8 protein-coding genes are annotated in these 13,232 nt (G+C 74.8%); 2 read left to right on the top strand and 6 right to left on the bottom strand.

Annotation, left to right across the window (positions count from 1 at the left end; all coding sequences use genetic code 11):
* The first annotated feature begins 14 nt into the window (after positions 1–14).
* Complete coding sequence (locus tag ACFVU7_RS41670) at positions 15–1,454, top strand: benzaldehyde dehydrogenase (protein WP_375874433.1); 1,440 nt, start codon at positions 15–17, stop codon at positions 1,452–1,454.
* Complete coding sequence (gene dpgD, locus ACFVU7_RS41665) at positions 1,454–2,254, top strand: enoyl-CoA-hydratase DpgD (protein WP_049652977.1); 801 nt, start codon at positions 1,454–1,456, stop codon at positions 2,252–2,254. Before ACFVU7_RS41670 ends, dpgD begins: the two co-directional genes overlap by 1 nt.
* Positions 2,255–2,332: 78 nt before the next feature.
* Here the strand turns inward: dpgD and ACFVU7_RS41660 are convergent, their stop codons facing one another.
* The 6 genes from ACFVU7_RS41660 to ACFVU7_RS41635 form a co-directional block, all read right to left on the bottom strand.
* Positions 2,333–3,292: a zinc-binding alcohol dehydrogenase family protein gene (locus tag ACFVU7_RS41660; RefSeq protein ID WP_117490417.1), complete on the bottom strand. Its 960-nt coding sequence runs from the start codon at positions 3,290–3,292 to the stop codon at positions 2,333–2,335.
* A gap of 79 nt (positions 3,293–3,371) precedes the next feature.
* On the bottom strand, positions 3,372–4,028 hold the full coding sequence (locus ACFVU7_RS41655; RefSeq protein WP_388051534.1) for a CatB-related O-acetyltransferase: 657 nt from the start codon (positions 4,026–4,028) through the stop codon (positions 3,372–3,374).
* A 19-nt stretch (positions 4,029–4,047) separates the two neighbouring features.
* Positions 4,048–5,553: a class I SAM-dependent methyltransferase gene (locus tag ACFVU7_RS41650; RefSeq protein WP_388051531.1), complete on the bottom strand. Its 1,506-nt coding sequence runs from the start codon at positions 5,551–5,553 to the stop codon at positions 4,048–4,050.
* Between the two features lie 93 nt (positions 5,554–5,646).
* Entirely contained in the window at positions 5,647–6,642 is a 996-nt protein-coding gene (locus ACFVU7_RS41645; protein ID WP_388051529.1) for a quinone oxidoreductase family protein, read from the bottom strand.
* Between the two features lie 50 nt (positions 6,643–6,692).
* On the bottom strand, positions 6,693–7,898 hold the full coding sequence (locus ACFVU7_RS41640; protein ID WP_388051526.1) for an FAD-dependent oxidoreductase: 1,206 nt from the start codon (positions 7,896–7,898) through the stop codon (positions 6,693–6,695).
* A 46-nt stretch (positions 7,899–7,944) separates the two neighbouring features.
* Positions 7,945–13,224, bottom strand: coding sequence for an SDR family NAD(P)-dependent oxidoreductase (locus ACFVU7_RS41635; RefSeq protein ID WP_388051523.1), 5,280 nt, complete (start codon positions 13,222–13,224; stop codon positions 7,945–7,947).
* Between the last annotated feature and the right edge of the window lie 8 nt (positions 13,225–13,232).

Here is a 13,232-nt window from a genome sequence, read left to right as displayed (position 1 = left end):
GGGAGGTGGCCGCGATGAGCGGTCTCATTCAGCTGGACGCCGGGCTCGACCCGGCACTCTCCGGTGGCGAGCTCCAGGTACGGGAGCCCGCCACCGGGCGCCCGATCGCCGTGGTCTCGCTGGCGGCGGCCGCGGACGTGGACCCCGCCGTGGCCGCCGCCGCGCAGGCCCAGCCCGGCTGGGCGGCGACCCCGCCGACCGGGCGCGCCGCCGTCATGCGCCGCGCCGCCGCCGTGCTGGAGCGCCACCGCGAGGAGATCGTCGACCTGCTGGTCCGCGAGGGCGGATCGGTGCGCGGCAAGGCCGACTTCGAGGTCGGCGCCGTCCTGGACGAGCTGTGGTCCGCCGCCGCGCTGCCCACCCGCCCCAACGGCCACCTGCTGGCCTCCGAGCCGGGCCGGGAGAGCTTCGCCCGCCGGGTGCCGCTCGGGGTGGTCGGCGTGATCAGCCCCTGGAACGTCCCGCTGGTGCTGGCGATGCGCGCGGTCGCCCCCGCGCTGGCCCTCGGCAACGCCGTGGTGGTCAAGCCCGACGTGCACACCCCGGTCTCCGGCGGCCGGGTGATCACCCGGCTCTTCGAGGAGGCGGGCCTGCCCGCCGGGCTGCTCCAGGTGCTGCCCGGCGACGCCGAGGTCGGCGAGGCCCTGGTCCGCCACCCCGACGTGCCGATGATCGCCTTCACCGGCTCCAGCGAGGTCGGGGCCCGGATCGGCGCGGTCGCCGGCGGCATGCTCAAGCGCGTCTCGCTCGAACTCGGCGGCAACAACGCCCTGATCGTCCTCGACGACGCCGACCTCGACGCCGCGGCCTCGTCCGGGGCCTGGGGCTCCTTCTTCCACCAGGGCCAGATCTGCATGGCCGCCGGGCGCCACCTGGTGCACCGCGCCGTCGCCGACCGGTACCTGGAGCTGCTCGCCGACCGCGCCCGCAAGCTGCGCCTCGGCGACCCGTTCCGCGAGGAGGTCGACCTCGGCCCGGTCATCGGCGAGCGGCAGCTCGACCGGGTCGAGCGGATCGTCCGCGAGTCGGTGGCGGCCGGCGCCGTGGTGCTGGCCGGCGGCGCCCGGCGCGGCCCGTTCTTCGAGCCGACCGTGCTGGCCGGCGTCACCCCCGACATGCCCGCCTTCACCGAGGAGGTGTTCGGGCCGGTCGCCCCGGTCACCGTGGTCGCCGACGACGACGAGGCCGTCGAACTGGCCAACCGGACCGCGTACGGGCTCACCGCCGCCGTCCAGACCGGCTCGGTGCGGCGCGGCCGGGCGATCGCCGACCGGCTGCGCACCGGCATGGTCCACGTCAACGACCAGACCATCAACGACGAGGCCCACGTGCCGCACGGCGGCCGCGGCGCCTCCGGCAACGGCACCCGGCACGGCTCCGAGCACAGCTGGGACGAGTACACCCAGTGGCAGTGGCTGACCGTCCGCGAGACCCCGGCGAGGTACCCGTTCTGATGGCCGAGCCGACACGGGTGCGGTACGAGAGGAAGGGCCGGGTCGGGTACGTCACCCTGGACCGGCCCGAGGTGCTGAACGCGATGGACCTGCGCATGCACGAGGAGCTGTGCGGGATCTGGGACGAGGTCGAGGCCGATCCCGAGGTCTGGGTGGTGGTGCTGGCCGGCGCCGGGGACCGGGCCTTCTCGGTCGGCCAGGACCTCAAGGAGCTGGCCGAACGGGTCAGGGCCGGCACCGCCACCTCCACCTTCGGCAGCCGGGGCAAGCCGGGCTACCCCCGGCTCACCGAGCGGTTCGCGCTCTCCAAGCCGGTCGTCGCCCGGGTCCAGGGCTTCGCCATGGGCGGCGGCTTCGAGCTGGCGCTGGCCTGCGACATCATCGTCGCCGCCGAGGACGCCGTCTTCGCGCTGCCCGAGGCGAAGCTCGGCCTGATCGCCGGCGCCGGCGGGGTGTTCCGGCTGGCCCAGCAGCTGCCCTACCGGGCCGCGCTGGGCCACCTGATGACGGGCCGCCGGCTGAGCGCCCGGCGCGCGCTGGAGTACGGGCTGGTCAACGACGTGGTGCCGGCCGGGGAGCTGGACGACTGCGTGGACGGCTGGGTGCGCGACATCCTGCGCTGCGCCCCGCTGTCCGTCCGCGCGGTCAAGGAGGCGGCGGCCAAGGCCCTCACCACGCCGCTGGAGCAGTCCTTCGCCACCCGCTACGTCTGGGAGGAGCGCCGGATGCACAGCCGGGACGCCGAGGAGGGCCCGCTGGCCTTCCTGGAGAAGCGCGAACCGGAGTGGACCGGCACCTGACGCGACAGTGACGGCAACGACGAGGCCGCCGCCGGGAATCCGGCGGCGGCCTCGGTCGTCGTGCGGCGACCGCGTCGACTACGGGACGATGACCAGGCGCTTGTGCCCGGTGTCCTCGGCCTGCCAGGCCTGCTCGATCTCCGCGAGCGGCACGGCCCGGGTGTCGATCCGGATCTCACCGGCGGCGGCGCCCGCCATCAGGCGGTTGAACATGTCCAGGAACGCCTGCGGCGGCGGGAAGCCGCCGCCCACGATGGTCAGGCCCGCGCTGCGGATCGTGCCGGCCGACAGCTCGATGGTGGCGCCCGCCGACTCGCCGATCTGCACCAGCCGGGGGCCGGAGCTCTTCAGGTGGAAGTCCTTGCGGGTCATCGCGGTCAGCAGCGCCTCGGTCGGCTTGCCCCACAGGTAGTCCAGGATCACGTCGTACCCGGTGTCGCCGGCCGCGGCGGCGAAGGCCTCGGCCATCTCCTCCTGGGTGCCGTTCAGCGGGACGGTGGCGTCCGCGCCGTACTCGCCCAGGGTGTCCAGGACCTCCTGGTTGCGGCCGGCGGCGACGACCCGTCCGGCGCCCAGGTGCTTGGCGATCTGGATGGCGAGCTTGCCGGCGGCGCCGGTGGCGCCCAGCACCAGGACGGTCTCGCCGGGCTGCAGCTTGGCGGCGTGCTCCAGCGGTATCCACGAGGAGAGTGCCGGGTTGGGCAGCGCGGCGGCGGTGAGGTCGTCCACGCCGTCCGGCACCGGCCAGGTGAACGGGGCGCGGGCGACGGTCAGTTGCGCCATCGAGCCGTACGGCTTGCGGGCCCCGCCGAAGAACACCCGGCTGCCGTCCTCCAGTCGGCCGACGCCGTCCAGGCCGACCACCGCGGGCAGGTTGTCGGAGCTGGCGAAGTGGCCGCCGCCGGCCACCGCCTTGGTGGAGGGGTTGAGCGCGGCCGCCAGGACCTGGACGAGCACCTCGCCCTCGCCCGCGGTCGGCTCGGGGAACCGCTCGAAGCGGGGCGGCTTGCCGAGCGTGTGGAGGACTGCGGCGTCCATGGTGCTACTCCATTCACAGGTGATCGGGCCGAACGTACGCCGGTCCCCGGCCGAGGGCGGCCGGGGACCGGGGAAAACATCAGTTGATCAGACCGGCTTCCTTGGCCGCCAGTTCGAGCTCGGCGGGGGTGCCGGTGAAGATGGTGCGGACGTGCTCGGTGACGGCCTCGACCGGCCAGTCCCACCAGGCGATCCGGGCGAGCCGGTCGATGTCCGCGTCCTCGAAACGCTTCTTGATCAGCTTGCCGGGGTTGCCGCCGACCACGCCGTAGGCCGGCACGTCGGAGGTGACCACGGCCCGGGTGCCGATGATCGCGCCGTCGCCGATCGTCACGCCCGGCATGATCACGGCCTCCCGGCCGATCCACACGTCGTTGCCGATGACGGTGTCGCCGCGGCTGGCGACAGTAGCCAGCGCGTCCACCGTCCGCGCGGTCCAGTCCCCGCCGAACATGAAGAACGGGTAGGTGGTGGAGCCGATCATCGGGTGGTTGGCGGCCGGCATGATGAACTGGGTGCCGGTGCCGATGGCGCAGTACTTGCCGATCACCAGCTTCTCGGGCCCGAAGTTGTAGAGCACGTTCCGGGTCTCGAACGCCGCCGGGTCGTCGATGTCGGCGTAGTAGGTGAATTCCCCCACCTCGATCAGCGGCGAGCTGATCAGGTTCTTCAGGAACACCACCTTGTTGTCCATTCCCGGAAGGTACGTCTGGGAAGGGTCGGGGCTGACGGGCATGGCCTCTCCTCGTGCGGGACTATGCCTTGACGGCGGTGACGAACAGGAAGTTTCCGGGGCCGGACAGGTCGCGCACGGTCATCCCGGCGTCGGCCAGCCAGCCGGTGAGCTGCTCCGGGTCGAAGGAGCCGCGGTGCGCCTGGCGCTCCAGCCGGCTCTGGAACTGTCGGTAGAGCGGGTCGGCGGCCTGACGGAAGGTCATGACCGTGAAGGTGCCGCCCGGGCGCAGGCAGCGGCCGACCTCGCGGATCGCCCGCTCCGGGTCGGGGATGGCCTGCAGCGCGTTCCAGCAGTTCACCCCGCCCAGCGAGGCGTCCTCGAACGGCAGCTCCAGGGCGCTGCCGCGGACGGTGAGGACCCGGTCCAGCTTGGCCCGCAGCTGGGCCAGCATCTCGGCGGAGAGGTCCAGCGCGATCACCCGCTCCTCGCCGAGCGAACGGGCCAGCACCCTGGTCCAGCGGCCGGCGCCGGCCGCCAGGTCGAGCACCGGGCCGTCGACCGGCCGGACGTGCTCGCTGAGGTAGGCGTCCTCGTCGTCGAGCGACACCCAGCCGCCCCAGTTGGCGCCCATGATCCGGACGAACCCGGCCCGCAGGCCGCGCTCGTACCGGCCGGCCAGCAGCGGGTCGCTCGGGCCGGACGGCTGGTCGTGGAAGTCCAACAGCCCGTCCACCGAAGGGAATACGGCCTCGCAGCCGGTGCAGACGGCGGCCTCGGCGCCGCCGGTCAGCGGCTGCCGGCAGCGCGGGCAGCGGACGGCCCGGGCGTGGCCCCGAAGGACGTCCGCGGCCGGGGACGGCTCGGCGGTCCGCTCCTCCTCGGGGGCGGGCACCACGAACGGGGACACCGTGGCGCCGTGCTCGCAGGCCCAGGCCGCCTTGGCGCCGGAGTAGGCCAGCAGCGCCCGGGTCTCGGTCGCCCACAGCTCGGCGGTGCGCTCGGCGGGCAGGCCGAGCCACCGGTCGAGCGCGGGGGCGGTGGCCCGCTCCTGCTCGGTCAGGCCCCAGACGGCGGGGGAGGGGAAGACCCGGCCGAGGTTCCACCGGGTCGCGGCGTCCGCGGTCTCCCACGGCTGGAGGCAGCGGGCCAGCCGGGACAGGTCGTCCCGGTCGACCCCGGTGCCGGGGACGGCGGCGAGGATCCGCTCGCCGTCCTCGGGGAAGTGGCCCAGCAGGAAGAACAGGGCGGCGCCGAGCCCGGCGTCCGTCCCGCCGTCCGACAGCAGCCGGAGGTAGCGGTCCAGGCCGGCCCGGACGGCCTCGTGGGCGGGGAAGCCGCCGTCCGGGCCGGCGGCCTCGGCCAGCAGCCCGAGCAGCAGGGCGAGCCTGGCCTGGTGTGCGGGCGGGACGGTGTCCAGCGCGTCCAGCAGGGCCGGAATTCCGGCGAGCGCGTCCGGGCGGAGGGAACCGTCCGCCTGGAATTCCGCGGCGAGCCGGCGGAATACGCCGTCGATTTCGGCGGGGGTCGAGCCGGTGAATTCGTCGATCGTGGCGCGCGCGACCGAAATCGCGCTCGTGTCACTCATGGTGCGGAGCCTACCCGTCCCGGTCTGCGAGGCAGATCCGAATATGGTGCGAGAAGCGTGTTCTGAGGGGAATTCAGGGGGTGTAGGGGGGTGTTAGGGGATGAGCAGGACGCGGCCGCTGGTGCGGCGCTCCTCGACGGCGGCGTGCGCCTCGGCGGCCTGGCCGAGCGGGAAGCGGGAGTCGATCCGGACGGTCAGCTTCCCCTCGCGCATCCACTGGAAGCAGCGCTCCAGGAAGTTCAGCGGCGGCCACGACTCGTCGAAGAAGTGCGGCAGGCAGAAGCGGGTGACGAACAGCGAGCCCTTGTCGTTCAGCGTCATCAGGTCCAGCGGCGGGACGAAGCCGCTCGCCTGGCCGAAGTTGATCAGGTAGCCGCGCGGGGCCAGGCTGTCGAGGTTCGCCTCGAAGGTGTCCTTGCCGACCGCGTCGTAGACCACCCGGACGCCCTCGCCGCCGGTGATCCGCTTGACCTCGGCGGCCACGTCCTCGGTGCCGCCGGAGACGATCACCGCCTCGGCGCCGGCCTCCTTGGCGACGACGGCCTTCTCCTCGGCGGAGACCACGCCGATGACCCGCGCGCCGCGCATCCGGGCGAACTGGGTGATCAGCGTGCCCACGCCGCCGGCCGCCGACTGCACCAGGGTCCAGTCGCCCTCGGCCAGCGGGTACGCCTCGTGGGTCAGCTTGTACGCGAGCAGGCCCTGCACCGGCAGGCCGGCCGCCTCGCCGAGGTCGATGTCCTCCGGCACCGGGATCAACTGCGCGGCGGGGGCGATGACATGGCTCGCGTACGAGCCGGCCGCCAGGGCCCAGGCGACCCGGTCGCCGACCCGCACGCCGGTCACGTCCGGGCCGAGCGCCTCGACGTAGCCGGAGCCCTGGTAGCCGGGCTCCAGCGGGAGCGCGGCGTCGGCCCGGTAGTAGTCGCGCTTGGCGAGGTCGCCGCGCCGGTTGAGGATGTCGAAGAAGGTGACGGCCGCGGCGTGGGTGCGCAGCAGCACCTGGCCCGGGCCGGGCTCGGGCAGTTCGAGGTCCTCCAGCTCCAGCACCTCGGGGCCGCCGTAGGCGTGCTGACGGATGATCTTCATGGCGGGTGTCACTCTCTCTGGGAACGGGTGGCGTGTGAGCTGATGGACCGTCAGCGCGGCTTGGCGTTGAGGTAGTTGCTGAAGGCCTTGATCTGGAAGCGCTGGAACCCGGTGAAGGAGATGCCGTCCTTGGAGCGCTTGAAGAGGCCGGGCACCGACTGGCCCTGCTTCCCGGTCGCCGCGGCGTAGTGGTAGAGCATCTTGACCCGGCGGCGGCGGATCTTCTCGTAGCGGCGCAGCAGTTCGGCGGGGGAGCCCTGGCCGGAGAGCGCCCGACCGATCACCCAGGCGTCCTCCAGCGCCTGGTTGGCGCCCATGCCGGTGCGCGGCGGGACGGCGTGCACCGAGTCGCCGAGCAGCGTCACCGGGCCGCGCCCCCACACCTTGGGGACCTGGTGCAGGATGTGCGGGAAGACCTGGACGTCCTCGTCGCTGATCGACTCCAGCAGCTCGGGCAGCGGGGAGGAGAAACCGGCGAACCGGGCCCGCAGGTTGGCCACCGCGGACTGCGGCCGGCCGTCGGCGCCGAGCGGGCCGGTGCCGTCGGGGGAGCCGGGCGCGCCGGGCGGGACCGCGTCGCCGTCCGCCCACGGCGTCTCGAAGGCCCAGTAGAGCATGGACTCGCCGAGCGGGTGCATCACGCACAGGCCGTGCTCGCCGGCCATGGTCTGCACCCGGTTGCTGTTGGTCAGCTCCACCGGCAGCGGGGTGGTGCCGTGCCAGGTCGCCCAGCCGGTGTGCTCGGCCGGCGAGAAGCCGAAGAGGTGCTTGCGGACGAAGGAGCGGTGGCCGTCCGCGCCGATCAGCACGTCGGCGTCGATCCGCCGGCCGTCCTCGAAGGTGATCGCGACCGGCCCGTCCGTCCCCGGCGCGGGCTCGTCGATGACGGTGGCGCGGGCGCCGAACCGCAGCACGCCCGGCGGCAGCGCGGCGGCCAGCACCTCGACCAGCTCGCTGCGGCGGATCACCTTGTTCGGCGAGCCGAAGTCGCGCGCGATCCGGTCGAGGTCGACCTTGACCAGCGGCTGGCCGGTCTCCGAGGTGATGTCCACCCGGTCGAGGCGGTGGCCGAGGTCGGTGTGGTCGATGCCCAGCTGGGTCAGGATGCCCGTGGCGTTCGGCCACAGGATCACCCCGTAGCCGCCCTTGCGGAGCTCGTCCGCCTGCTCGTAGAGCTCGACCTGGTGGCCGGAGCGGGTGAGCGCCAGGGCGGAGGCGACGCCGCCGAGCCCTGCACCGATGATGACGATCTTCATGAGCTGTCTCCTGAGGAGGTTCGAACGGTGGATCAGCGGCCGGCCGTCAGAGGGGTCTGAGGGCGGGCTCGACGGCGTCGGCCAGCCACGCCAGCACGGTGCGCGCGGTGGTGTCGGAGTGGTCCTCCAGGACCGAGAAGTGGTCGCCGGGGGTGTCCAGGGCGGTGTGCGGGAGCGACCAGACGGCCTGCCAGCCGGCCGACTCCCGGATCTCCTCGGTCCACGGGTCGGCCGCCCGCACCAGCAGGGTCGGTACGGCGATCCGCTCCGGGCGCCAGCCCGCGAAGAGCCGGTGGTAGGCGCCCATCGCGGCCAGCCGGGTGTCGTCGGCGAGCGCGAAGGCCGACTCGCGGTCCTTCATCGCGGCGGACATCGACGGCTCCAGCAGCGGCAGTTGGTCGTAGTCCGGGTCGTAGCTGTCGACCAGGGCCAGCCCGGCCGGGCCCGTCCCGAGCCGCTCCAGCCGGGCGGCCACCGCGTGCGCGATCCAGCCGCCGGCCGAGCGGCCGACCAGGACGAACGGCCGGCCGCCGGTGTGCCGGAGCACCGACCCGGCGTGCAGGTCGGCCAGCGCGTCCAGGTCGGCGGGCGGCAGCTCGCCGGCCAGGAAGCCCGGCTGGGGCAGCACCAGGACCTCGCGGCGGCCGCGGCAGGCGGCGGCGAATCGGGCGTACTCGTGCGGGCCGGAGACCGGGCCGAAGGACGGCAGGCAGACCAGCACCGGGCCGTCCGGGCTCTGCGCCAGCCGGACCGGCTCGGCGGCCGGGGCCTCCTCGGCGGTCCGGAACGAGGGCCGGCAGCCGGCCGCGGCCTTGAGCAGGTCCAGCGCGGCCATCGAGGAACCCTGCTCGCAGGCCTGCCAGTAGAGCGTCGCCAGCGGGCCGTCCGGCTCGGCGCCTGTGGTGGCGCCCGCTCCGGCGGTCCGGCCGTCGGCGTGGGCGTCGGCCCGCTCGGCGAGGCGCTCGCGCAGGTGGGCGGCGAGCAGCGCCGGGGAGGGCTGGTCGTAGATCAGACTGGTTGCCAGCCGGAGCCCGGTGGCCGCGCCCAGCTGGTTGCGCAGCGCCAGCGCCGTCAGCGAGTCGAAGCCGAGTTCGAGGAACCGCCGCCCCGGGTCGACCTGTTCGGGCCCCGCGTGGCCGAGCACCCCGGCCACCGCGCCGCGCACCAGGTCGAGCAGGATCCGCTCCCGCTCCACCTCCCCGGCGTCCGCCAGCCGCCCGGCCAGCCGCTCGGCGGCGGACGGGCCCGCGGTGTCCTCGGGGAACTCCCCGGCCGGCTCCTGGCGCCGGGCCGGCGTACCGGCCGCGAGGTCGCGCAGCAGTGCGGGCAGCGGCCCGGGAGCGGCCCGGCGGCGGATGGCGGGCAGGTCAAGGCGGGCGGTCACCAGAGTGGCGTCCCCGGCCGCCAGCGCGGCGTCGAACAGGGCCAGGCCCTCGGCGGAGGAGAGCGGGGCCACCCCGCCGCGGACCATCCGGGACAGCTCCGCCTCGGCCAGCCCGCCGGTCATCCCGCTGGGCTGCGCCCACAGGCCCCAGGCGAGCGACTGCGCGGGCAGGCCCCGGGAGCACCGGCGCTCGGCGAGCGCGTCGAGGAAGGCGTTGGCCGCGCCGTAGCTGGTCTGGCCCGCGCTGCCGAGGGTGGCGGCGGCGGAGGAGAACAGCACGAAGGCGGCCAGGTCGTGGCCGGCCGTCAGGTCGTGCAGGTGGACGGCGGCGTCGACCTTCGGGCGGAGCACGGTGTCCACCCGCTCGGGGGTGAGCGAGTCCAGGATGCCGTCGTCGAGGACGCCGGCGGTGTGGACGACGGCGGTGAGGGGGTGGCCGGTGGGGATGTCGGCGAGCAGCGCTGAGAGTTGGTGGCGGTCGGCGGTGTCGCAGGCGGTGACGGTGACGGTGGCGCCGAGGGCGGTGAGTTCGGTGGTGAGCTCGGCGGCGCCGGGGGCGTCGGGGCCGCTGCGGCTGGTGAGCAGCAGGTGGCGGGCGCCGTGGTCGGTGACGAGGTGGCGGGCGAGCAGGGCGCCGAGGGTGCCGGTGCCGCCGGTGACCAGCACCGTTCCGGCCGGGTCGATCGGGCGGGCCGGCTCGTGGGGGACGGGCAGCAGGCGGGCCGCGTGCGGAACGCCGTCGCGGATCACCAGCTGGGGCTCGTCGGTGGCCAGGGCGGCGGGGACCGCCGCGGCGGAGGCGGCGGAGTCGTCCAGGTCGAGCAGGGCGAACTGGCCCGGGTACTCCGCCTGGGCGGAGCGGACCAGCCCCCACACCGGGGCCAGGGCGAGGTCGTCCAGGCCGGGGCCGGCGGCGCGGCGGGTGGCCAGGACGAGGCGGGAGGCGGCCAGCCGGGGTTCGGCGAGCCAGGCGCGGAGCAGGTCGAGGGTCCCGTTGACGGCGGCGCGGACGGCCGTCGGCAGCCCGGCGTCCGGGCCCGCCGCGGCGGGCAGGTGGTAGAGGACGGTGGCGGGGACGGCCTCGGCGGCGGCGAGGGCGGCCAGGTCGGCGTACGGGACCAGCCCGTCGGTGGAGCCGGGCCCGGCGTTGAGGACGGCGATCGGGCCGTCCGGGCGGCCGGTGCGGGCACCCCCGACGGGCCGCCAGACCGTCCGGAACAGGGCACCGGCCGAGGCGTCCTCGCGGGGCCCCTCCAGCCAGTAGCGGCCGCGCTGGAAGGGGTAGGTGGGCAGGTCGACCCGGCGGGCCCCGGCGAGGGCGGGGGAGAAGTCGACCGGGACGCCCCGGACGTGCAGCCGGGCGGCGGAGGCCAGGAAGGCGGTCGGGCCGCCGTGGTCGCGGCGGAGCGTGCCGCAGGTGACGGTGGGCGCGGCCGTCTCGTCCAGGGTCTCCTGGAGTCCGGTGGTGAGGACGGGGTGGGGGCTGATCTCGACGAAGGTGGTGAAGCCCTCGGCGAGCAGGGCGCGGACGGCGGCCTCCAGCTGCACCGGGTGGCGGAGGTTGCGGTACCAGTAGGCGGCGTCCATCGTCGTGGTGTCCAGCCAGCGGCTGTCGACGGTGGAGTGGAACGGGATGTCGGCGCCGCGCGGGGTGACGGGGGCGAGCAGGGTGAGCAGGTCGTCCTGGATCCGCTCGACGTGGGCGGAGTGGGAGGCGTAGTCGACGGGGATGCGGCGGGCGCGGATGCCGTCGGTGGTGAGGCGTTCGACGAGTTCGTCGAGGGCGTCGGCGTCTCCGGCGACGACGGTGGAGGTGGGGCCGTTGACGGCCGCGATGGAGATGCGGTCCTGCCAGGGGGTGAGGTCGATGTCCTGGGCGGGTTGGGCGACGGAGACCATGCCGCCGTTTCCGGCGATGGCGGTGATGGCCTGGGAGCGCAGGGCGACGGTGCGGGCGCCGTCCTGGAGGGTGAGGGCGCCGGCGACGGTGGCGGCGGCGATCTCGCCCTGGGAGTGGCCGATGACGGCGTCGGGCTGGACGCCGTGGGCCTGCCAGAGGGTGGCGAGGGAGACCATGACGGCCCAGAGGGCGGGCTGGACGACGTCGACCCGGTCGTAGCCGGGGGCGCCCTCGGTGCCGCGCAGGACGTCGACGAGGTTCCAGTCGGTGAACTCGGCGAGGGCGTCGGCGCATTCGGTGATCCGTGCGGCGAACACCGGCTCGCTGTCGAGGAGTTCGACGGCCATCCCGACCCACTGCGAGCCCTGCCCGGGGAACACGAAGACGGTCTTGCCGGTCACGTCCGCCGTGCCGGCCACCACGGCGGCCGGGTCCTGCCCGGCGGCGTAGGCGGCGAGCGCGGCCCGGTCGGCGCCGACCACCACCGCGCGGTGGGGGAAGGCGGAGCGGCCGGTGGCCAGCGAGTGGGCGACGTCGACGGCCGCGAGCGCGGGATGGGCGTCCAGGTGCTCGGCGAGGCGCCCGGCCTGGGCCCGTACGGCGGCCTCGGTGCGGCCGGCCAGCAGCCACGGGGCGCCGGTGCCGGCCGACGGGGCCTGCTCCTCGCCGGGCTGCTCGGTGGGCTGCTCCTCCGGGGCCTGCTCGACGATGACGTGGGCGTTGGTGCCGCTGATCCCGAAGGAGGAGACGCCGGCCCGGCGCGGGCGGCCGGTCTCCGGCCACTCCCGCTCCTCGGTGAGCAGTTCCACCGCGCCCGCCGACCAGTCCACGTGCGAGGACGGCCGGTCCACGTGCAGGGTGCGGGGCAGGACGCCGTGCCGCAGCGCCAGCACCGTCTTGATCACCCCGGCCACCCCGGCCGCGCTCTGGGTGTGGCCGATGTTGGACTTCACCGAGCCCAGCAGCAGCGGCCGTTCACGGTCCTGGCCGTAGGCGGCGAGCAGGGCCTGGGCCTCGATCGGGTCGCCCAGGGTGGTGCCGGTGCCGTGCGCCTCGACGGCGTCCACGTCGGCGGCGGTGAGACCGGCGGAGAGCAGGGCCTGGCGGATCACCCGCTCCTGCGCCGGGCCGTTGGGCGCGGTGAGCCCGTTGGAGGCGCCGTCCTGGTTGACGGCGCTGCCGCGCAGCACCGCGAGCACCGGGTGCCCGTTGCGGCGGGCGTCGGAGAGCCGCTCCAGCATCAGCATGCCGACGCCCTCGGAGAACCCGGTGCCGTCCGCCGCGTCCGCGAAGGCCTTGCACCGGCCGTCCGCCGCCAGGCCCTTCTGCCGGGTGAACTCCACGAACAGTCCGGGCGTGGACATCACCGCGACGCCGCCCGCCAGGGCCAGGTCGCAGCCCCGGCGGCGCAGCTCCTGGACCGCCAGGTGGATCGTCACCAGCGAGGAGGAGCAGGCGGTGTCCACGGTGACGGCCGGGCCCTCCAGGCCCATCGCGTACGAGACCCGGCCGGTGGCGACGCTGCCCGCGCTGCCGTTGCCCAGGTAGGCGGCGACCTCGTCGGGCACCTCGTCCAGCCGGGCGGCGTAGTCGTGGTACATCACGCCGGCGAACACGCCGGTCCGGCTGCCGCGCAGGGTGAGCGGGTCGATGCCGGACCGCTCGACGGCCTCCCAGGAGGTCTCCAACAGCAGTCGCTGCTGCGGGTCCATGGCGAGGGCCTCGCGCGGGCCGATACCGAAGAAGCCGGGGTCGAACTCGGCGGCGTCGTAGAGGAACCCGCCCTGGGCGGTGGCGCTCTGCTCGCCGAGGTCCCAGCCGCGGTCGGCGGGGAACGGCCCGATGCCGTCGCCGCCCTCGGTGAGCAGCCGCCAGAAGTCCTCGGGCGTGCGCACCCCGCCGGGCAGCCGGCAGGCCATGCCGGTGACGGCGATCGGCTCGTCGGCGATCGCCGACAGCCGCTCGTTCTGCTTCCTGAGCCGCTCGTTGTCCTTGATCGAGGCGCGCAGCGCCTCGACGATCCGCTCCGGCGGGGTAGTCATGCTGTCCT

The organism is Kitasatospora sp. NPDC058046 (assembly GCF_042885595.1).
Classification (GTDB): Bacteria; Actinomycetota; Actinomycetes; order Streptomycetales; family Streptomycetaceae; genus Kitasatospora.
Note: the sequence above shows the minus strand (reverse complement) of the source record. Positions and strands in the feature narration are given on the sequence as shown.

Coding starts and splice junctions, on each gene's coding strand:
- ACFVU7_RS41650 (WP_388051531.1), bottom strand. CDS start 5,553: ATGAGTGACACGAGCGCGATTTCGGTCGCGCGCGCCACGATCGACGAA.
- ACFVU7_RS41655 (WP_388051534.1), bottom strand. CDS start 4,028: ATGCCCGTCAGCCCCGACCCTTCCCAGACGTACCTTCCGGGAATGGAC.
- ACFVU7_RS41670 (WP_375874433.1), top strand. CDS start 15: ATGAGCGGTCTCATTCAGCTGGACGCCGGGCTCGACCCGGCACTCTCC.
- dpgD (WP_049652977.1), top strand. CDS start 1,454: ATGGCCGAGCCGACACGGGTGCGGTACGAGAGGAAGGGCCGGGTCGGG.
- ACFVU7_RS41635 (WP_388051523.1), bottom strand. CDS start 13,224: ATGACTACCCCGCCGGAGCGGATCGTCGAGGCGCTGCGCGCCTCGATC.
- ACFVU7_RS41645 (WP_388051529.1), bottom strand. CDS start 6,642: ATGAAGATCATCCGTCAGCACGCCTACGGCGGCCCCGAGGTGCTGGAG.
- ACFVU7_RS41640 (WP_388051526.1), bottom strand. CDS start 7,898: ATGAAGATCGTCATCATCGGTGCAGGGCTCGGCGGCGTCGCCTCCGCC.
- ACFVU7_RS41660 (WP_117490417.1), bottom strand. CDS start 3,292: ATGGACGCCGCAGTCCTCCACACGCTCGGCAAGCCGCCCCGCTTCGAG.